Source organism: Marivibrio sp., from assembly GCF_040218065.1.
Lineage (GTDB): Bacteria > Pseudomonadota > Alphaproteobacteria > UBA8366 > Aestuariispiraceae > Marivibrio.
The window spans coordinates 166,366-186,440 of sequence record NZ_JAVJQE010000009.1; the positions used below are offsets into that span (position 1 = coordinate 166,366).

Here is a 20,075-nt window from a genome sequence, read left to right on the forward strand (position 1 = left end):
GGCCCGGAAAATCGGGCTTTTACCGCCTCTTGCGGCGGCGCACCATAGGCCCGGCCTCCTAGGGGGTCAAGCGCTTATCGCGAATAAATGCAAAAACTCTTTCCATCAGTTTTTCCGAATATTGCTCATTAAGGATCAAATCCGGAAGGATCTGTCTCTTGAGCCAAGTCGTCTGCCGTTTGGCGTATTGCCGGGTGGCGATTTTGGCCGCCTCGGCCGCCTCGGCCAGCGACATCTGGCCGCGTGCGGCCGCCGCCAGTTCCGGCGCGCCCACCGCCTTCAAGAGCGGCGCGTCGGCGGGCGGATCGGCGGCCAGCAGCGCGCGCAGCTCCGCAAGCGCCCCGGCCGCGATCATGGCGTCGAAGCGCTCCTCGATCCGGCGGACCAGCGCCTCGCGCGGCGGCGCCAGCACGATCACGGTGAAGGCGAAGCCCGGCGGCGGGCCGGAGGGCGGCTCCGCCTGCCAGGACGACAACGTGCGCCCGCTCGCCTCATAGACCTCCAGCGCGCGGGCGATGCGCTGGCGGTCGGCGGGCGCGATGCGCGCCGCCGCAGGCGGATCGATCTCCGCAAGCTCCCGATGCAGCGCCTCGGGCCCTTGCCTCTCGACGCGCGCGCGCAGGCCCTCGCGCAGGGCGTCAGGCACCTCCGGCATCGGCGACAGGCCCTCTAGCATGGCCTTAACGTAAAAGCCCGTACCGCCGGCCAGGATCGGCAGCCGCCCCACGGCCGCCGCCTCTTCCATCGCCGCCACCGCCAGCGCCCGCCAACGATGCGCCGAACAGGTCTCTCCCGCCCCCAGGACGCCATAGAGCCGATGGGGAACCCGCGCCTCCTCCGCGGCGCTCGGCCGGGCGGTCAGCAAGGGCAGTTCCCGGTATATCTGCATGCTGTCGGCGTTGACGATCGTCCCGTCGAACGCCTCGGCCGCGTCGAGCGCCAGCGCGGACTTTCCGCTAGCGGTCGGGCCGAGGATGACGAGGGCGGGGGTGGCGGGCATCTGGACGATCCGGACCTAAGGGCGGCGCCGCCAGCCCGCCATCTGAAGAGCGGGGGTCGGCTGAGCGCCCGTAACGCTAGCACCGCGTCGCGCAATCGTCACTTGCCGGGCGGGCGACGGGGCGGTAGGTCCCTTCCCCGTGATGAACGATTCCGCTCTCTCCCCCGCCCTCGCGCAGGTCCTCACCCTCGTCGCCCCCGGCGACCGGGGTTTGACGGACGCCGATTGCGAGGCCGCCGCGGCGGCGCTGTCCCAGGCTGGCGCAAGCCGCGTCGGCGCGCCCCGCTGGCTGTGCGAGGGCCTCGCCGTCGATCTGCCCTTCGAGGGGCTGGAGCGCGCCGCCGCGCACGCCGCGGTCGACGAGGCGGCGGCGCTGGTGCGCCTGGACCGCGCGGCGCAAGCCGCCGCGGGGCGCCGGAAGCGCATGCTGATCGCCGACATGGACAGCACCATGATCGAGATCGAGACGCTGGATACGATCGCGAGCCTGCTGGGCTTCGGCGAGGAAGTGGCCGAGATCACGCGCCGCTCGATGAACGGCGAGATCGGCTTCGAGGAGAGCCTGGTCGAGCGGGTGGCGCTGCTGGCGGACCACCCGGCCGACGAGACGCTGGCCCAAGTGATGGCGCGCGTCACCTACACCCAGGGCGGCGAGACGCTGGTGCGCACCATGGCGGCGAACGGGGCGCGCTGCCTGCTGGTCTCCGGCGGCTTCACCTTCACGACCGAGGTCGTCCATCGCGCGCTCGGCTTCCACGCCCATAAAGCCAATGTGCTGGAAGTGGTCGACGGCCGCTTCACCGGACGGGTCAAAGGATCGATCGTCGGCCGCGCCACCAAGCGGGAGACGCTTGAGGCGTTAGCGCAGGAGATGAAGGCCGATTTGCGCGAGGCCGCAACCGTCGGCGACGGCGCGAACGATCTGGACATGCTGCAGGCCGCGGGCCTGGGCGTCGGCTACCGCGCCAAGCCGATCGTGCGCGCGCAAGCCCCCCATCGGATCGATCACACCGATCTGTCGACCCTGCTTTACTATCAGGGCTATCGCTTCGAGGAGTTCGTCACCGCCTGACGCACGGCTCCAAGGGTTAGGAGGACGCCATGCTGGCCGAGATGGAGCGCATCGCACTCAACTACGAGCTGGAGGGACCGGGCGACGCGCCGGTCGTGCTGTTCAGCCACTCGCTCGCCGCGGACCTGACCATGTTCGACGCGCAGATGAGCGCGTTTCGCGCCGGCGGCTATCGCATCCTGCGCTACGACATGCGCGGGCACGGCAAGAGCCCGCCCCCCGCGCCGGCGCAGCGGCGCATCACGATGGAGGATTTGGCGGACGACGCGGTCGCGCTGATGGATCGTCTGGGAATCGCGCGCGCCCATTGGGTCGGCCTGTCGATCGGCGGCATGATCGGTCAGATGATGGGGCTGCGCCATCCGGACCGGGTCGAGAGCTTGACGCTGACCAGCACCGCCAGCGCGGTTCCCGCGGAGGCGGCGCCGATGTGGGACGAGCGCATCGCCAAGGCGAAACAGGAAGGCATGGAGGCCCTGGTCGAGGGCACGATCGAGCGCTGGTTCACCCGGGCCGCCCGCACCGCCGCCCTGCCGGAGATCGCGCCCGTCCGACGGATGATCGCGAACACGTCCGTCGAGGGCTTCGTCGCCTGCTGCGGCGCGATCAAACAATGGCGCTTCACCGAGCGCTTGCCCGAAATCCGCAAGCCCGCGCTCGTCGTGCAGGGGCGCGAGGATCCGGGGACGACGGTCGAGGCCGGCCAGGTCATCGCCGAACATCTGCCCGGCGCCCGGATCGAGGTGGTCGAGGACGCCGCCCACCTCGCCAATATCGAACAGGCGGAGCGCTGGACGGCGATCGTCAAGGATTGGGTCGACGCCAACGCCAGGGTTTAAGGCAGCCGCGCGATCCGAAGCAGGTTGGTCTTGCCGGGCGTCCCGAAGGGCACGCCGGCGGTGACGACGATGCGGTCGTCGCTTTCCGCAAAGCCGTCGATCTTCGCCTGATGCAGCGCAGTCTCCACCATGTCGTCCAAATTGCGGGCGTCCGGCGCGCGCGCCGAATGGACGCCCCATACCAGCGCCAGCTTGCGCGCCGTCTCCTCCCGCGGGGTGAGCGAGATGATCGGCCGATCCGGCCGCTCGCGCGCGATGCGCACGGTGGTGGAGCCGCTGGTGGTGTAGGTGACGATCGCCGACGCCGTGATCGTCTCGCCCACCTGACGGGCGGCGGCCGACATGGCGTCCGCGGTGGTCGCCTCCGGCTCCAGACGCTGGGCCTCGATCACCTCGCGGTAATAAGGATCCTTCTGCACGCGCTGGATGATGCGGTCCATCATCTCGACCGTCTCGACCGGATAGGCGCCGACCGCCGTCTCGGCCGACAGCATCACGGCGTCCGCCCCGTCATAGACGGCGGTCGCGACGTCGGAGGCCTCGGCCCGGGTCGGAACCGGCGCGTCGACCATCGAATCCAGCATCTGGGTCGCCACGACCACAGGCTTGCCGGCCCGGCGCGCGCTGCGCACGATGTCGCGCTGCAGGACCGGCACGTCCTCCGGCGGCATCTCGACGCCCAGATCGCCGCGCGCGACCATGATGCCGTCGGACAGCTCGACGATCTCCTCCAACCGTTCGATCGCCGCCGGCTTCTCCAGCTTCGCCATGATCCAGGCGCGGCCTTCAATGATCGCTTGCGCCTCCGCCACATCCTCCGGGCGCTGGACGAAGCTGAGCGCCACCCAGTCGACGCCCAGCTCAAGCCCGTAGGCCAGATCCTCGCGGTCCTTGTCCGTCAGCGGAGACAGCGGCAGGACCACGCCCGGCACGTTGACGCCCTTGCGCTCGCTCAATGTCCCGCCTACGGCGACGCGGCAGTCGGCCGAGGCCTCGTCGCAACGCTCCACGGTCAGTCTGAGCCGCCCGTCGTCCAGCAGCAGGTCGGCGCCCGGCTCCAGCGCCTTGAAGATCTCAGGGTGCGGCAGCCGCACCCGCGTCTGATCGCCCTTCGCGGCGTCCAGGTCCAGCCGGAAGGCCGCGCCTTCCTCCAACTCGACCGGCCCGTCCGCAAACGCGCCGATGCGCAGCTTCGGGCCTTGCAGGTCCAGCAGGATCGCGATCGGCCGTCCGGTCTTGCTCTCCAACGCGCGGATGGCGTCGAAGCGGGCCTTGTGGTCCGCCTTCTCGCCGTGGCTGAAATTCAGGCGGAAGACGTCGACGCCGGCCATGAACAAGGCTTCGATCATATCCGGATCCGAAGTGGCGGGGCCGAGGGTGGCCAGAATCTTGGTCTGCCGGGTGCGGCGCATGGGGACTCTCTAAGGATGATGGACCGGGCGCCAGCATAGGCGCGGAGGCGGACGGAGGCTCGCAGAATTTCCCGAGACCGTCTACGGGCGTTTGGCCCCTCCCCCTTGCCGAGAGAGACCCCCCTCGCCCCCTTCATAGGGGGAGAGGGAGGGACCCGCGGGCGCGCCAGCGGCCGTGGGAGGGCGGGCGAGGGTGAGGGGATGGTTGGGGTTTGGCCGGGGCACGGCCTTACAGCCCTCCCTCACCCAGCCGCCGCCCCGTCCGCTTTCCAGCGCTTCACCCCGCCCGTGTCGATCCCGAACAGGTCGAGCGCGCGCCCGACCGTGTGGGCGACCATGTCGTCCAGGCTTTCCGGCTTGGCGTAGAAGGCGGGGACCGGGGGGGCGACGATCCCGCCCATTTGCGTGACCGTCAGCATGTTCTGCAGATGCACTTGGGTCAGCGGGGTCTCGCGGGTCAGCAGCACGAGGCGCCGACGCTCCTTCAGCACCACGTCGGCGGAGCGCGACAGCAGGTTCGACGTCACCCCCGTCGCGATCTCCGCCAGCGTCTTCATCGAGCAGGGCGCGACGATCATCCCGTCGGTCGGGAAACTGCCGCTGGAGCAGGGCGCGCCGACGTCGCCGATGGCGTAGGCGCAATCGGCGAGGTCGCGCACGTCCTTGGCCTTCAGGTCGGTCTCGTAGGCGAGCGTCATCTCGGCGGCCTTGCTCATCACCAGATGCGTCTCAACCCCCGCGGCGCGCAGCGCGCGCAGGCATTCCAGCCCGTAGACGATCCCGCTCGCCCCTGTCAGGCCCACGATCAGGCGGCGGCGCGTTTGCCCGGCCGTCCCATTCTGCGCGTCTCGACCGATTGTCATATTCTCGCCCTTCACATCCAACGGCGTTCAGGTATCCTACAAGACCGTGCGGCGTTCAAGGAAGGCCGCAGGGGACACCGGGTCGGCCGCCCGTTCGGCCCGGCGCAAAGAACAAGGGGCGCACCGCCCGCCGATGCACCGGGGCCGCGACAGACCGCCCTCGACAGCCTCGGCGGAATTCTCATCCTTTCGGGTCCGCTCGAAGATAGGGCGATCCGGGAGGGAGGCGAGAGGCCGCACCGCCGCAAGGCGCGCCGGCCCCGCCGCAGAAGCCCGCCGGGCGACCGGGGACGGGCTGCGCGTCCGACGACCGAAGGCTACGGGCATCGGTTTCCGACCGCCGGCTTCAGACGGGTCGGCCCGCTCGGTTCATCGCAACCAGCGGAGGGTAGATCCCATGAGCAAATCCGATCGCATCGAAAGCTTGAAGGTGAAGCACGCGGAACTCGAAGCGGCCCTGCGCCGCGAGGAACTGCGGCCCCACCCCGACGATGCGGCGTGCCATCGGCTCAAGCGGGAGAAGCTCGCAGTCAAGGACGAGATGATGCGGATGGCGGAAGCCCCCTAACCGGCTCCCGCCTCTTTTATCAGCCGAGAACGCCCCCGGAGGAAGCTTCGGGGGCGTTTCTTGTGAGAAGGAGGTCACGCACGGACGGCGCGGATCGCTACTCCGGCGGCCGCTCCACGAAATTCGCCACCACGGTCTTCGTCCCCGCCTTGTCGAATTCGATGGTCAGCCGGTCGCCGGAGACCTTGATCACGGTGCCGGGGCCGAATTTCTGGTGGAAGCAGCGCTCGCCCTCGCCCCAGTCGCTGTCGGCCGCGCCGCCGATCGGCTCGGCGCGGACGTCGATGACGGGCGGACGCGACGCCCCCGCGAGGCCGCGCTCCTGCAGGCGCTTCCAGCCCGGCCCGCCGCCGGAGGAGAAGCCCGACGTGCGCTCCGGCGCGCCGGGCCGCAGGCCTGAGCCGCGGGCGCCGAAACCGCCATAGGAGCTTCCCCCGTACGCCCCGCCGTACATGAAGCCGGCGCGCTCCTCCGCCATGCCGCCGCCGGAGCCGGCGTAGACGCCGCGGTCGGCCTCCATCAGCACATGGTCCTTGGGCAGCTCGTCGATGAAGCGCGAGGGCAGCGCCGCCTGCCAGGAGCCGTGAATGCGGCGGTTGGCGGCGAAGCTGATCTCGCAGCGCTCGCGCGCGCGGGTGACGCCGACATAGGCGAGCCGGCGCTCCTCCTCCAGGCCCGCCAGCCCGTTCTCGTCCATCGCGCGCTGGTGGGGGAAGAGGCCCTCCTCCCAGCCGGGCAGGAAGACGGTCCCGAACTCCAGCCCCTTGGCGGCGTGGAGCGTCATCAGGCTCACCATCGGACCCTGCGCGCGGTCGTCGGCGTCCATCACCAGGCTGACATGTTCCAGGAACTGCGCGAGGTCGTCATATTCCTCCATCGCGGTCAGCAGTTCCTTCAGGTTCTCGAGCTTGCCGGGCGCCTCGGGCTTTTTGCTTTCCTTCCACATGGCGGTGTACCCGCTCTCGTCGAGGACGGTCTCGGTGAGTTCGATATGGTCGACGCCTTCGGCCAGGCGCCGCCAGCGGTCGAAATCATCCAGGATCGCGGTCAGCGACCGGCGCGCGGCGGGTTTGAGCTCGTCGGTCTCGACCATCCGGCGCGCGGCGATGAATAGCGGCAGACGCTCCAGACGGGCGGCCTGATGGACCGCCTGCAGCGTCGTCTTGCCGACGCCGCGGGTGGGTTTGTTCACGATCCGCTCGAAGGCCAGATCGTCGGCCGGCTGGGCGATGACCCGCAGATAGGCGATGGCGTCGCGCACCTCCTCGCGCTCGTAGAAGCGCGGGCCGCCGACGACGCGATAGGGTACGCCCAGCGTGATCATGCGCTCCTCGAACTCGCGCGTCTGGAAGCCGGCGCGCACCAGCACCGCGATCTCGTCCAGCGAATAGCCCTTGAGCTGCAGCGCCTCGATCTCCTCGCCGACGAGACGGGCCTCCTCCTCGCCGTCCCACAGGCCGCGCACGCGGACCTTGTCGCCCTCGTCCTCCAGGTCGGTCCAAAGCGTCTTGCCGAGCCGGCCCTGATTATGCGCGATGAGGCCCGAGGCCGCGCCCAGGATATTGGGGGTGGAGCGGTAATTGCGCTCCAGCCGGATCACCTTGGCGCCGGGAAAGTCCTTCTCGAAACGCAGGATGTTGCCGACCTCCGCCCCGCGCCAGCCGTAGATCGACTGGTCGTCGTCGCCGACGCAGCAGATGTTGGCCGGCCCCTCCGTCGCCTCGTCCGTCTTGGCCAGCAGCCGCAGCCAGAGATACTGCGAGATGTTGGTGTCCTGATACTCGTCCACGAGAATGTAGCGGAAGAGGCCGCGATACTGGGCCAGGACGTCCGGGTTCTCGGTGAAGACGGTCAAATTGTGCAGCAGCAGGTCGCCGAAGTCGCAGGCGTTCAGGGTCTGCAGGCGCTCCTGATAGATCTTGTAGATCTGGATGGCGCGACCGTTCGCAACCTCCCCGGCGTCGCCGGCGTCGACCTTGGCCGGCGTCAGGCCCTTGTCCTTCCAGCGCTGGATCACGTGAATCAGCATCCGCGCGGGCCAGCGCTTCTCGTCGATGCGCTCGGCCTCCAGGATCTGCTTCAGCAGCCGGATCTGGTCGTCGGTGTCCAGGATCGTGAAATTGGATTTTAGGCCGACCAATTCGGCGTGACGCCGCAGGATGCGCGTCGCCAGCGCGTGGAAGGTGCCGAGCCACATGCCCTCCGTCGCCGGGCCGATCAGGTCGGCGACGCGCTCGCGCATCTCGCGCGAGGCCTTGTTGGTGAAGGTGACGCACAGGATCTGATAGGGCCGGGCGCGCCCCTCATGCAGGATCTGGGCGAGGCGCGTGGTCAGCACCCGCGTCTTGCCCGTGCCCGCGCCGGCCAGCACCAGCACCGGCCCGTCGACCGCCAGCACGGCCTCGCGCTGGGCCTCGTTCAGCGTCTCAAGCCAGCGCGGCGGCGGCGCGTTCGGCGCAGGCGCGCGTCCCGGGCCGGGATAGGCCGGCGCCGGGCCGCTGGGCGCGCCGGGCCAATCGTCGTCGTCATCGTAATCGAGCGGATCGGACATGATGAGGCGGACTATAGCGTCTTGCGCCGATCAGACCAGACGGCGGCGTTAAATCGCGGCCCCGCCGTCGCTTATTCCAAGCCCCCGGCGCCGTCCCGGCGCCCGGGCGCCTCGAATCGGGCGGGCTTGACATATTGCTTCGGCAGCCGAAGTAAGCCTCAAGTCAAAGGCGCCGCCCTCGGGTCGCGCCGACGCGTTTTCACGGGAGAGAGGGGGATCGAAGCGATGAGCGCGATCCGATCATATCTCAACACGCACACGAACCCGCCGGTGTTCATCATCTCGGCGGTTCTGGTGCTCGCCTTCGTCGTCTGGGGCGTCGTCGCCCCCGGCACGCTGGACGAACTCGCTGGCGGCCTGATGAGTTGGACCACCGAGACCTTCGGCTGGTGGTACATCGCCGCCATGACCGGCTTCATGGTCTTCGTCCTGTTTCTGATGTTCAGCCCCTACGGCCGCATCAAGATCGGCAAGGACGACGAGAAGCCCGAGTGGGGCACCTGGTCCTGGTTCTCCATGCTGTTCACGGCCGGCATGGGCATCGGCCTCGTCTTCTACGGCGTGGCGGAGCCGATCTTCCACTACAACAGCCCGCCGACGATGGAGGGCGGCACCGACGCCGCCGCCTTCGAGGCGATGAAGATCACCTTCTTCCATTGGGGCCTCCACCCCTGGGCGATGTATCTCGTGATCGGCCTGTCGATGGGCTACTTCTGCTTCCGGCACGATCTGCCGCTGCGCCCCGCCAGCGCGTTCTATCCGCTGATCGGCAAGGGCGTTTACGGCTGGGTCGGCAACACGATCGACATTCTCGCCGTCTTCGGCACGCTGTTCGGTCTGGCGACGTCGCTCGGCCTCGGCGCTTCGCAGATCAACGCCGGGCTTTCGGAAGTCTTCGGGATCGCCCAGAACGCGACCGTTCAGGTCCTGATCATCGCGGCCGTGACGGCGGTCGCCGTGACGTCCGTCATGCTGGGGCTGGGCTCGGGCGTGCGCCGGCTCTCTGTCGTGAACATGTATCTGGCCCTTCTGTTGGCCGCGGTCGTGTTCGTCGCCGGGCCGACGCTGTTCATTCTGGAGTTCATGATCGGCTCGACGGGCAACTACGTTCAGACCCTGCCGTCGACCAGCCTGCGGCTTTTCAGCCTGAGCAATGAGGGCTCCGATTGGATCTCCAGCTGGACGCTCTTCTATTGGGGCTGGTGGATCGCCTGGTCGCCTTTCGTTGGCATGTTCATCGCACGGATTTCGCGCGGGCGAACGATCCGCCAGTTCATCGCCGGCGCGCTGTTCGCCCCGGTCGGCGTCTCCATCGCCTGGTTCACCGTCTTCGGCGGCAGCGCGCTCAAGATGATCATGGGCGACGGGTCGAGCCCGCTGGCCGACGCCGGCACCACCAACGCGATGTTCCTGCTGCTCGAAGAACTGCCGCTGGCCGAGGCGTTCACCACGCTGCTCTCGCTGCTGGCGGTGATCGTGGTGGCGATCTTCTTCGCGACGTCATCGGACTCGGGCTCGCTTGTGGTCGACATGCTGACCAACGGCGGCGATCCGCATCCGATTTGGCAGCAGCGCTTCTTCTGGGCGGTGCTGGAAGGCGCCGTCGCCGCGATTCTGCTGGTCGCCGGCGCCGCCGGCGGCGGCAACCCGCTCTCGGCGCTGCAAACCGCGGCCGTGACGTCCGGTCTGCCCTTCTCGGTCGTGCTGGTCTTTATGGCGTGGGGACTGCTGCGCGCCCTGCGCCGGGACCGCGTGCCGGCCCCGACGGGCGCGGCGCAGCACCCGGACCACGCGCCGCAAGCGTCCCGCGCGACGCAACCCGCCGCCGGCGACTGAGGCGTCGGAAGCCGGGGCGCGCGGCCCCGAACGGCGCCGAACGGCCCCGCCCGCCCGGGCGGGGCCGTTCGCGCGTCCCGCGACCTTCGACGATTCACGGGTTGTGCGGGTCGAACGTCGGCGAAGACGCCTCCTGGCCCACCCGCTTCAGATCGGCGGCGATGAGCCACAGCATGTCCACCCTCTTCCCGTCGGCCGCCAAAGGCAGAATCAGACGGGAATACTCAAGATGCTCCCGCCCCTCGACCAACGGATAGGTCCGGTGGGAGAAATGCGGGCGCCGGCCCTCAACAATGGCGCGGTAGGTCGCCAGCGCCTGATCAAGATAGGCGCCGACATAGAGCTGATCGAAGCGCTTCCCCGTCGGATCCCGCCCGGCGCGCGCGGCGATTTCCGTGCCCGCCAGGCGATAGCGGAAATTTGGACCCTGCGGCTCCTCTAGCACCTCAACCAACGCCACCCGCGGCAATTGCTGGGGAAAATCGAGAGGATCAATGTCGCGACGGCCCGGCAGGCGGCCGTCGCGCCGCCGGGCGCGCCAGTAGCTCAGCATCGCCTGCAGTTCAGGATGCTCGACATCGTCGACGCTGGTCATCCGTCGCATCCTTTCCCCTTGACGCCCCCGTCGGAACGCGCCCGCGGAGGGCGGCATGCACTCGCCCCTGCAGCTTAATTTATTCCTCAATGGGCGCGTCGATCAAATCCGCTCTTCCTTCCGGGTCTCCAACACGGTGTGATGGTAGGCCGAAAGCACGTCGCGCTCATGAAGCACGCCGACCAGCTTGCCGCTGGCCTCGTCGACGACCGCGACATGCTCCTCGCCGCAACGTTCCAGGAACCACATCGCTTCCTCCAAATCATCGTCCTGATCGGCGGTCGGCGGATCGCGTCGACAGACGTCGATGGCGCGCACCTGATCGTCATGGCTGCGGTCGAACGCGTCGTCGGCCAGGTCGAGCAGCGTGAGCGTGCCGACGAGGATGCCCTCCTCATCGACCACGAAGACCTCGGCGTAGCTGGTCTGGGTCAACGCGCGGCGCACTTCCGGCAGCCGGGCGCTCGGCTGCAAGGTGACGAAATCCTGTTTCATCACGGTCTTGATCTTGGTTTGGCGCAAGACGCGGCTTTCCCGGCCGCCGGCCAGATTGACGCCGCGGGCGGCCAGTTGGAAGCCGAAGAACCCGCGCCCGAAGACCTGCAGCATGACCTGCGAGGCGATGACGGTCGCGATCATCACCGCGATCGTCAGCGCGTAGTCCCCCGTCATCTCGAAGACGATCAGAATGGTCGAGATCGGCGCGCCCAACACCGCGCCCGCGACCGCCCCCATGCCGACCAGCGTGTAGGCGCCGTGCCCGGAGGAGAGATGCGGAAAGAACCCGGTCGCCACCACGCCGAAGGCGCCGCCCAGCATCGCGCCGAGAAACAGCGAGGGCGAGAACACGCCCCCGCCCATACCGGATCCCAGCGTGATCGCCGTCGCCGCGGTTTTGAGCACGATCAAAAGGATCAGCATGTGGAGCGCCAGCTCCTCGTTCAACGCCTCGTCCGTCGCCTCGTACCCGACGCCCATGACCTGGGGGAAGGTGACGCCGATCGCGCCGACCAGCAGGCCAGCCATCGCCGGCCGCGCCCAGATCGGCAGGTCCAACCGCTTGTGCGTCCTCTGCACCGCGTCGATCGACCAGACGAAGGCCATGGCGACCACCGCGCTCAGGACCCCCAGCATCGCGAAAGCCGGAAACTCCCAAAACGAGCCGATCTCGTGCGGCGGCAGGATGAAGGCCGGATAGTCGCCGAAATAGGCGCGGCTGACGATCGTGCCGGTGACCGAGGCGATGACGACCGGCGCGAAGGCGCGCAGCGCGTAGTTGCCCGTCACCACCTCCAGCGCGAAAAAGACGCCGGCGATAGGCGCGTTGAAGCTGGCCGCCACGCCGGCCGCCACCCCGCAGCCCAGCAGGGTCTGGCCTAACGATCGGTCAAGATGCAGCACCCGCGCGGTTTTGGCCGCCAGCGCCGCCGCGAAATGCACAACCGGTCCTTCCCGCCCGGCCGAGCCGCCGGAGCCGATCGTGATGGCTGAGATGACGAAGCCGCGCAGACCGGCGTTCAGACTCATGCGGCCGCCGTGCAGCGCGCTCGCCTCGATCACGTCGGCGACGCCGAGCGGTCGTTTTTCGGGCGAGAAGAACCGCAGGATCAAGCCGACCAACACCCCCCCGCCGGCCGGCGCCAACAGGATCCACCACCAGGGATGATCGGCCGCCATGGAATGGAACAATTCGCCGTCGAAGCCGTAGAAGACGAATTGCACCCACTCGATCGCTTCGCGGAAGCCGATCGCCGCGCCGCCGCCGAGCAGCCCGACCGCCACCGCCAAGGCGGAGAGGATGATCTGCTCATTGCGGGCGAGATCGCGGATGCGATCGGTCAGCGCCTGAGGCGAGAACAGCGCCACCTTCAACTCCCCCGTGACGCCGCCCGCGGGTCCCGACGCCCGATACGGCGCTGGCGGCGGGGTCGAAAGCGTCAGAAAGTCAACCTGTTAGAACCAGCAATCAGCGTAGCGCGGAGCGTCGCTCCACCACAAGGGCCGGGCCGCGGCCGGGGCCGCGCCTCGGGCCGCGCGCGGCGTTTCAGTCGGCCTCGATCGTGTCGAGCTGATCTTCCAGCACCGTCTGGTTGCGCCCGTGACGCTTGGCGAAATAGAGCCCTTCGTCGGCGCGATGGATCAACTCCGACAAGGGCTCGCCCGGCCGGAACAGCGCGACCCCGAGCGACAATGTGATGTTGCCCATCTCCTCGCCCGTCTGACGGTTGCGGATGCGCTTGCTGGCGACAGTGTTGCGGATCTGCTCGCACACGGTCTTCGCGTCGGCGATTGCGGTGTGCGGAAGGATCACGCCGAACTCCTCTCCGCCGTAGCGCGCGGCGAGATCGCGGCCCTTCACGTTCTCTTTCATAATCCGGGCGACCAGCTTCAAGACCTGATCGCCCGTCTGATGGCCGTAGGTGTCGTTGAATTTCTTGAAGAAATCGATGTCGGTCAGGGCGAGGCACAGAGGCGCCCCGTCCTCCATCGCCTCCATTGCGGCGCGCCGCAGCACGGCGTCGAACATTTTACGGTTAGCGATGCCGGTCAGCGCGTCGGTCATCGCCTCGCGCTGCACCTCTTCGAGGTTCTGGCGCAACGATTCGATTTCGCTGGAGCTGTTCTCAAGCTTTTCCTGCAGCTTCTGATTGGAGGATTGCATCTTCTGCGTCTCCGCCACCAGCTGCTGCACCGCGGCCTTGATGCCCCCCAGACCGTCGGATTTCGCGATCGCGCCGAGTCCGCTCTTCAAGGACGCTTCGAAATCGTCCGCCCCTTCCGAGGCCTGCCCGAGCATGGCGAGGATCTGCGTCATCTGATCCTCGATCTTGCGCCCGGTCTCCTGCACGGCGAGCCCTTCGTCGCTGCTGGAGAAATATTTCTCATAGAGTTCCGCGTTCTGAGTCGGATCGAACCCTTGCTTGTTGGAGATCAGCACGTCCATCGCCTTGCGCAGGTCGGGGATGGTCTCCCCGACATAGGCGTACCAGACGGTGAAATTCTTCGGCGTAGGCGGAATCTTACGCTCGCGCATCAGCGCCAAAGCGCGCTCCGCGTAAGCGTCCGCTTGATCGAAACCGTCGCCGAATTCCACCTGCAAAACCCCTACAGTCCCAGCACGTCCGGGCGGCCGCCCGAGCGAACCGCGCGCCCCCTGTGCGAACGCCCCTCCCGTTCGCTGCTTATGCTAGCAAATCGACGCGCGCTCACAAGCGATTTGCCGGGGTTCCGCGTCTTAACGGCGCAACCCGATAACCCGTCCCGCCCCTTCAGGCGTCGGAAGGGGGGCCTGACGGTCGCTCAGGTCCCGCAAGTTCGCCAGAACCGACTCCGGCATGGGCGCGCTGCGCCGCGCCGTCATGTCGACATGGACGGTCAAGATCTCGTTGGTCGCGGCGAGGAAACCCTCCTCGGCGTGGTGCATCATATGAAAGAATCGAATCCGCTTCGAATCGAATCCCAGAAGCTGCGTGGCGAAGACGAGCGGCGCGCCGCCGCGCAGTTCGCGCTTGTAGGTCACGTTCATGTCGACGACGAAGAATGAGGCGTTTGCGCCCGCCCGATAGGCGGCGTCGAGGCCGATCCCGTCGGTGAAATGGTCGGTCGCATGGTCGAAAGCCAGAACGTAGTAGGCCACGTTCATGTGGCCGTTGTAGTCAATCCACTCCTCCCGAACCTCCTCGCGCCACCCTTGCACGAGGGCGGGATCGAATTCAGGCGCCGGCATGCTCCAACCTCCTCAAGATGACGATCGACCGGGCGCGCCCGGCGAGGCCGCCACGTAAGCGCATCGGGGGATCGGGAAAAAGCGGCAAAAATGCAACAGGTTTGTCTTGAAAGACCGGACGCGTCATCTCGGATCATGACGCGTGTCGGACCCTGTGCTAACCAAAACCTACTTGGGGATCGTGCGCCTAGACTTAGGCGAGGCCGCGCCGACGCTGGGCTGACGGCCTTGCTCGACGGGCTCTGTGGGACGAGGCGTTCTCGTCTGATCCGCAGGCGGGAGACGCTGCGTATTCAGCTTTACGACATGCTTGGTTGCGCGCCGAGGCCGCTGCGGTTAACTGATCCTTAGGGTGGATGCGCTTTAGTCGGGTCGACTGACCGAAGCGCCGCGGTGCGCTGGGCGACGGGGCGGCCCGGCTGCGGTGGGGAGTGAAACGGCCGGTCGCGCCGGAGGCGGACCGGACGAAGTGGAGTGCAAGGTGGAACGGGCTCTGACTGTTTTCAGCGATGCGATCGGGTGGACGGCCATGCGACGCGCGGCGGCGCGCGGCCTGCTCGCTTTGATGTTGGCGATGACCGCGGCGGCCTGCGCCACCCCGCCCGACGATCCGGACGAGCGCGCGGCCTATGAGGAGGTCAACGACCCGCTCGAGCCGATGAACCGCACGATCTTCGAATTCAACATGTTCGTGGACGAGTTCCTGCTGCGGCCGGTCGCCAAGGCCTATGAATTCATTTTCCCCGATCTCGTGCGCAATAGCGTGCGCAATTTCCTTCGCAATCTGAAAACGCCGGTCATTCTCGCCAACGACCTGATGCAGGGAGAGGTGGAGCGCGCCGGCGACACCGCGGGACGCTTCATCTTCAACACCCTGATCGGCGCCGGCTTATTCGATCCCGCGAGCGAGGCGGGCGTGGCCTACCACGAGGAAGACTTCGGCCAGACGCTCGCCGTCTGGGGCGTCGACGGCGGTCCCTACTTGATGCTGCCCTTCCTCGGGCCGTCCAATTTGCGGGACACTGGCGGCTTCGTGGCGGATCGTTTCCTGCAGCCGACCACCTATTGGGCGGAAAATTCCTCGCGCGATTGGGCGGAGTATTCGGGGCTGATCCTCGGCGTGACCGAGGCGGTCGACATGCGCTCGCGCAATTATCGGCAGCTGGAGGATCTTCAGGAAACCTCGCTCGACTTTTACGCGACCGTGCGCAGCCTCTATCGTCAGCAGCGCGAAGCGCTGATCGAGAACCGGCAGGATGCGGACCAACCAGCCCCGATGCCGTCGATGAGCTTCGACTCTTTCCTTGAGGAAGATGGCGCGGTGGCGGCGAGCGAGTAGGCCGGAAGAGGCGGAGTCTTCATGACGCGATCGCTAAAAGCAATTGGATTGGCGCTTCTAACCGCCCTCGCCGGCGCCGCGCCGCTGACGCTCGATCGCCCCCTCCCGACCGCCTTCGCCGCCGAGCGAAGCGCGCCTGACGCCGGGGCCTTCATCACCGAACTCGGCGACAAGGCGATCGGCGCGCTGACCGACAAATCGCTTGAGCCGGACGTGCGGCGTGAGCGGTTCCGGACCCTGCTGAACGAAGGCCTCGACATCGACTATGTCGGACGCTTCGTTCTCGGCGCCTATCGCCGCCGCGCGGACGAGCGGCAGATGGAGGAGTTCCTGGGCCTGCTGGAGGACAACATCGTCCAAAACTACGCTTGGCGATTCCGCAATTACGACGGCCAGCAGCTCGACCTTCTCAATGTGCGCGAGGGATCGCGCGACACGACCATCGTCGAGACCGAGCTCGAGCAGGCGGGCGACGCGCCCCCGATCCGGGTCGACTGGCGCGTGCACAAGAAGGACGGCGAGTTCAAGGTGATCGACATCGTCGTCGAAGGCATCTCGATGATGGTCACTCAGCGCGACGAGTATGTCGGCTTCATGCGATCCAACGGCGGGGTCGACGCGTTGATCGACGCGTTGCGCAAACAGAACGCGGCGCTGGCGGAGCGCTATCAAAACGGCTGACTCCGGCGCTAGACGTCGGATTCGGGTCCGTCCTCCCGCTCCCGCTCCTGGGTCTCCGGACCGAGCAGCATATCCACCGTTCCTCGGACCAGAACCTCCATCAGATCGCGCGCGCCTTGCGGGGGATCGACGCCGGCGTGCGCGGCGTACAGCGACAGATTGACGCGCATCAGGCCCGCGCGCTCCGCCTCGCGGCCGTCTTTGCCGGGCAGCCGCTCCAACGTGTGGAACAAGGTCTCCAGCTGCAGCCGTTCGGCCTCCAATTCCAGCGCCTTCACCCGATCGCGGAACGGCGCGGCCCGCTCGGCGGAGACCGCGCCCACGTCCTGCTTGAGGCGCCGGCGCAGATCGCGCAACGGTTCGACCGCGACCGATCGCCAGGCGCGGGCGTGCTGATCCAGCGTCTGAATCGTCTCGCGGGTCGCGCGCACCCCGTGCCGCCCCATGAAACAGCACAACAGCAGCAGCGGCACGTCGAGCCCGTGCCGGTCCTGCAGGCTGAGCGCCGCCTCCTCCACGCCCTCCTGGGCGTAAAGATCCAACGCAAAGCGCCAAAGGCGCTCGGCGTCGCCCTCGGTCGCGGCCGCTTCGATCGGGGTTTCCTCGTCTTCGTCGCTCATGGCGCGACTGTCTCAGGCCAAGCGCCCGCGCGCAAACGCTAAACCCCTTCTTTCCGGGCGACGGCGCTGTTATAAGTCCCTCGCGCGGCCGCGCCGACGGCTTCACGATCATCAGACCGACGAAAGCGTCCATGGACGAACAAGAGGAACGCGAGATCCGCGCGCGCATCGCCGCGCTGCTCTCCGAGCATCGGGATCTCGACGATATGATCGCGCGCGTCTCTGAACGCGCGCCCTTCGACCAGCTGCAACTGCAGCGGATGAAGAAGCGCAAGCTGGCGATCAAGGATCAGCTTTCGCGGCTCGAAAACATGTTGATCGACGACATTATCGCGTGATCGCCGCCGCCGGCGCGCGGCTCCGCCCTCACCCCGAGCGCAGATCCCGATCCGCCGCGGCGAGAACCGCTTCCGGATCGGGGGCGGCCTCGCCCTCCTGCGGATCTCTTGGCGTGGCGGCGGCCAGGCCGACGGAGGCGTCCAGATCGAATCTCGCGCTCTCCACGCGGAACGGCTCAGCCAACGCGGCGGACAGAAGCGTGCGCAGCCGCGTTTCGGCCGCCTCGGCGAAACGACCGGGCAGGATGATCGCGAACTCCCCCTCGCCAAGATGCGCCAGCGCTTCGCCGGGCTCGGACGCCGTGCGCAAGGCGTCCGCGGTCTCGCGCAGCAGCCGTTCCATCGCCGGACGGCCGAAACGGCGGCGAACCTCCGGCGCGGGAGTCAGATCGATCAGGGCGATCGTGCTGCGCGCGCCTTCACGGGCGTCCAGCGATTGGACGTGCGCGATCTCATGGAGCAGTCCGGCGCGGTCCAAGAGGCCGGTCAGCGAATCGTGCTCGATCGTTTCCTCAAGCCGGTCGATGCGCGCCGCCGCAGCGGCGAGCGCTTCGTTCAGGTGCGCGATCTCCTCGCCCATTTCGTCGAGCGCCCGGACCGCGGGGGCCGGCAGCGACTCGACGTCGAGGCCGTGAATGGCGACCCGATCGCGGGCCGGCGGCTCAACGGCCTCGTCGCGCCTGCGCCCGGCCCGCGCGTAGGCGTCTTGCGCCTGGCGGCCGCCGCGCCCGCCCCCCTCGCCTGCGGCCGACGCGGCGCGGCGCTGCGCGCGCCAGAGTTCAAAGGCGTCAGCCTCTTGCTCGCCCGGATCGCGCGGGCCGACAGCGCGCAATTGCTCAAGGCCCGGCGCGCCGGTTTGGCGCGGCGGGGCTTGCGGGTTGCGCACCCAATTCGTCTCATCCGTCTTCATAGCCCCTAAGATAAGCGCTTTGCGCGCGGCTTGCACGGATCAGGCGGATTCCTATACTCCCCTCTTTCCGGCGCGCCGGCGGGCGCGCGGGCTCAACCGGTCGACAGCGGGGGCGAGATGGCCGAAGGCGCGGCGGATGTCGGGATCATCATGGGCAGCCAGTCGGACTGGCCCACCATGAAGCACGCAGCCGAGACGCTGGACGCGCTCGGCGTCGCCTATGAGGCGCGCATCGTCTCCGCCCACCGAACGCCGCAGCGGCTGGTGGAATACGCCCAAGGCGCGCGCGCGCGCGGCCTCAAGGTCATCGTCGCCGGGGCCGGCGGGGCGGCCCATCTGCCCGGCATGACGGCGTCGATGACGCCGCTTCCGGTATTCGGCGTGCCGATCCAATCCAAGGCGCTTAGCGGACAGGACAGCCTGCTCTCCATCGTACAGATGCCGGCGGGCGTTCCCGTCGGCACGCTCGCCATCGGTCGCGCAGGCGCGGTCAACGCCGCCTTGCTCGCCGGCTCGGTCCTTGCGCTGTCCGACCCGCGGGTGGCGGAGGCGTTGGACGCCTTCCGCGCACGGCAGACCGACGCGGTCGCCGACGCCCCGGTCGACGAGGACGGGGCCTGAGCCGGTGAGGTCGGACGACGCCGCTCGCCCGATTCCGCCAGGCTCCGTGATCGGCGTCCTGGGCGGCGGCCAGCTGGGTCGGATGCTGGCGCTCGACGCGGCGCGGCTCGGCTACCGCTGTCGCATTTTCGAGCCGGCGGAAGGCTGCCCGGCGAGCCATGTGGCCGACCACGTCGCCGCGTCGTGGGACGACCGACAGGCGTTGAGCGCGTTCGCCGCCGGCGTCGACGTCGTGACGCTCGAGTTCGAGAACGTCCCGGTCGAGGCCGTGGACTTCCTCTCCGGTCTGAAGCCGGTCCGGCCCGGCGGCGAGGCGCTGAAGATCGCTCAGGACCGGGCGCTCGAAAAAGCCTTTCTCAACAAGGCCGGCGTCGAGACCGCGCCGTGGGCCGAAGTCTCGCATGTCGAGGAACTGAACGCGGCGCTTGAGCGCCTCGGTCGACCGGCGGTGCTCAAGACCGCCCGCTTCGGCTATGACGGCAAGGGGCAAGCCGTCATTCGCGCGGGCGACAATCCGGCCCAGGCCTGGGCGGCGGTGCAGGGCCAACGGTCGGTCCTGGAGGGCTTCGTCGCGTTCTCGCTCGAGGTCTCCGTGATCGCGGCCCGGACGCCGACGGGCGACATCCGCTGCTACGAACCGGTCGAGAACCGCCATCGCGACGGCATCCTGCACAAGACGCTGGCGCCGGCCCCGATCGACGCCGACGTCGCCGAGCGCGCGGTGGAGACCGCCTGCAAGGTGATCTCCTCGATGGAGTATGTCGGATTGCTCGCCGTCGAGATGTTCGTCATGCCGGACGGCCGCGTGCTGGCCAACGAAATCGCCCCGCGCCCGCACAATTCCGGCCACTGGACGATCGACGGCTGCGTCACCTCGCAGTTCGAACAGACGGTGCGGGCGATCTGCGGCCTGCCGCTCGGCGAGACGACGCGCCTCGGCGCGGTCGAGATGGAGAACCTGATCGGCGACGAGGTCGAGCGCTGGCCAGAGCTGTTGGCCGAACCGAACGCCAGCCTCCACCTCTACGGCAAGGCGGAGACGCGCCCCGGCCGCAAGATGGGGCATGTGACGCGGGTGCGGCCCGGCGCCTGAGGGCGTCGGT

19 protein-coding genes are annotated in these 20,075 nt (G+C 68.2%); 9 read left to right on the top strand and 10 right to left on the bottom strand.

What is annotated here, in order from left to right; translation table 11 throughout:
- Nucleotides 1–58: 58 nt before the first annotated feature.
- Nucleotides 59–1,000 (bottom strand): tRNA (adenosine(37)-N6)-dimethylallyltransferase MiaA, encoded by a 942-nt coding sequence (gene miaA / locus RIB45_RS09530; RefSeq protein ID WP_350050028.1) that lies wholly within the window; start codon nucleotides 998–1,000, stop codon nucleotides 59–61.
- Nucleotides 1,001–1,142: 142 nt separating this feature from the next.
- Here miaA and serB point away from each other — a divergent pair, with 142 nt between their 5' ends.
- Complete coding sequence (serB, locus tag RIB45_RS09535; RefSeq protein ID WP_350050029.1) at nucleotides 1,143–2,072, top strand: phosphoserine phosphatase SerB; 930 nt, start codon at nucleotides 1,143–1,145, stop codon at nucleotides 2,070–2,072.
- A gap of 29 nt (nucleotides 2,073–2,101) precedes the next feature.
- Nucleotides 2,102–2,911: an alpha/beta fold hydrolase gene (locus tag RIB45_RS09540; protein ID WP_350050030.1), complete on the top strand. Its 810-nt coding sequence runs from the start codon at nucleotides 2,102–2,104 to the stop codon at nucleotides 2,909–2,911.
- On the opposite strand, the gene pyk is transcribed toward RIB45_RS09540, so the two are convergent.
- Together pyk and RIB45_RS09550 are read right to left on the bottom strand one after the other, a co-directional pair.
- Complete coding sequence (gene pyk / locus RIB45_RS09545; RefSeq protein WP_350050031.1) at nucleotides 2,908–4,323, bottom strand: pyruvate kinase; 1,416 nt, start codon at nucleotides 4,321–4,323, stop codon at nucleotides 2,908–2,910. The two genes, RIB45_RS09540 and pyk, sit on opposite strands and share 4 nt — an antisense overlap.
- Nucleotides 4,324–4,565: 242 nt before the next feature.
- A complete protein-coding gene (locus tag RIB45_RS09550) occupies nucleotides 4,566–5,186 on the bottom strand; it encodes a UbiX family flavin prenyltransferase (protein WP_350050032.1) in 621 nt (206 codons plus the stop codon).
- 397 nt (nucleotides 5,187–5,583) lie between these two features.
- Here RIB45_RS09550 and RIB45_RS09555 point away from each other — a divergent pair, with 397 nt between their 5' ends.
- Nucleotides 5,584–5,754 carry a YdcH family protein gene (locus RIB45_RS09555; RefSeq protein ID WP_350050033.1) on the top strand — a complete coding sequence of 57 codons (171 nt, stop codon included), beginning with the start codon at nucleotides 5,584–5,586 and terminating at the stop codon, nucleotides 5,752–5,754.
- A gap of 97 nt (nucleotides 5,755–5,851) precedes the next feature.
- Here the strand turns inward: RIB45_RS09555 and RIB45_RS09560 are convergent, their stop codons facing one another.
- Nucleotides 5,852–8,305: an ATP-dependent helicase gene (locus RIB45_RS09560; protein WP_350050034.1), complete on the bottom strand. Its 2,454-nt coding sequence runs from the start codon at nucleotides 8,303–8,305 to the stop codon at nucleotides 5,852–5,854.
- 225 nt (nucleotides 8,306–8,530) lie between these two features.
- Between RIB45_RS09560 and RIB45_RS09565 the strand changes: the two genes are divergently transcribed.
- Nucleotides 8,531–10,141: a BCCT family transporter gene (locus RIB45_RS09565; protein ID WP_350050035.1), complete on the top strand. Its 1,611-nt coding sequence runs from the start codon at nucleotides 8,531–8,533 to the stop codon at nucleotides 10,139–10,141.
- 94 nt (nucleotides 10,142–10,235) lie between these two features.
- Here the strand turns inward: RIB45_RS09565 and RIB45_RS09570 are convergent, their stop codons facing one another.
- The 4 genes from RIB45_RS09570 to RIB45_RS09585 form a co-directional block, all read right to left on the bottom strand.
- On the bottom strand, nucleotides 10,236–10,736 hold the full coding sequence (locus tag RIB45_RS09570) for a PAS domain-containing protein (protein WP_350050036.1): 501 nt from the start codon (nucleotides 10,734–10,736) through the stop codon (nucleotides 10,236–10,238).
- A gap of 102 nt (nucleotides 10,737–10,838) precedes the next feature.
- Nucleotides 10,839–12,602 carry a chloride channel protein gene (locus tag RIB45_RS09575; protein ID WP_350050037.1) on the bottom strand — a complete coding sequence of 588 codons (1,764 nt, stop codon included), beginning with the start codon at nucleotides 12,600–12,602 and terminating at the stop codon, nucleotides 10,839–10,841.
- Nucleotides 12,603–12,780: 178 nt separating this feature from the next.
- Entirely contained in the window at nucleotides 12,781–13,830 is a 1,050-nt protein-coding gene (locus tag RIB45_RS09580) for a diguanylate cyclase (RefSeq protein WP_350050038.1), read from the bottom strand.
- 141 nt (nucleotides 13,831–13,971) lie between these two features.
- Nucleotides 13,972–14,463, bottom strand: coding sequence for a thioesterase family protein (locus RIB45_RS09585; RefSeq protein ID WP_350050039.1), 492 nt, complete (start codon nucleotides 14,461–14,463; stop codon nucleotides 13,972–13,974).
- Nucleotides 14,464–14,944: 481 nt separating this feature from the next.
- Here RIB45_RS09585 and RIB45_RS09590 point away from each other — a divergent pair, with 481 nt between their 5' ends.
- Together RIB45_RS09590 and RIB45_RS09595 are read left to right on the top strand one after the other, a co-directional pair.
- Nucleotides 14,945–15,802, top strand: a complete 858-nt coding sequence (locus RIB45_RS09590) for an MlaA family lipoprotein (RefSeq protein ID WP_350050040.1) — start codon at nucleotides 14,945–14,947, stop codon at nucleotides 15,800–15,802.
- A gap of 21 nt (nucleotides 15,803–15,823) precedes the next feature.
- Nucleotides 15,824–16,483, top strand: a complete 660-nt coding sequence (locus RIB45_RS09595) for an MlaC/ttg2D family ABC transporter substrate-binding protein (protein ID WP_350050041.1) — start codon at nucleotides 15,824–15,826, stop codon at nucleotides 16,481–16,483.
- Between the two features lie 8 nt (nucleotides 16,484–16,491).
- Here the strand turns inward: RIB45_RS09595 and RIB45_RS09600 are convergent, their stop codons facing one another.
- A complete protein-coding gene (locus RIB45_RS09600) occupies nucleotides 16,492–17,103 on the bottom strand; it encodes a TIGR02444 family protein (RefSeq protein ID WP_350050042.1) in 612 nt (203 codons plus the stop codon).
- A gap of 131 nt (nucleotides 17,104–17,234) precedes the next feature.
- On the opposite strand from RIB45_RS09600, the gene RIB45_RS09605 reads away from it, so the two are divergent.
- Nucleotides 17,235–17,441: a YdcH family protein gene (locus tag RIB45_RS09605; protein ID WP_350050043.1), complete on the top strand. Its 207-nt coding sequence runs from the start codon at nucleotides 17,235–17,237 to the stop codon at nucleotides 17,439–17,441.
- 28 nt (nucleotides 17,442–17,469) lie between these two features.
- On the opposite strand, the gene RIB45_RS09610 is transcribed toward RIB45_RS09605, so the two are convergent.
- Entirely contained in the window at nucleotides 17,470–18,351 is an 882-nt protein-coding gene (locus RIB45_RS09610; protein ID WP_350050044.1) for a GGDEF domain-containing protein, read from the bottom strand.
- 117 nt (nucleotides 18,352–18,468) lie between these two features.
- On the opposite strand from RIB45_RS09610, the gene purE reads away from it, so the two are divergent.
- Together purE and RIB45_RS09620 are read left to right on the top strand one after the other, a co-directional pair.
- Complete coding sequence (purE, locus tag RIB45_RS09615) at nucleotides 18,469–18,972, top strand: 5-(carboxyamino)imidazole ribonucleotide mutase (protein ID WP_350050045.1); 504 nt, start codon at nucleotides 18,469–18,471, stop codon at nucleotides 18,970–18,972.
- A gap of 4 nt (nucleotides 18,973–18,976) precedes the next feature.
- Nucleotides 18,977–20,065 (top strand): 5-(carboxyamino)imidazole ribonucleotide synthase, encoded by a 1,089-nt coding sequence (locus RIB45_RS09620; RefSeq protein ID WP_350050046.1) that lies wholly within the window; start codon nucleotides 18,977–18,979, stop codon nucleotides 20,063–20,065.
- The last annotated feature ends 10 nt before the right edge of the window (nucleotides 20,066–20,075 follow it).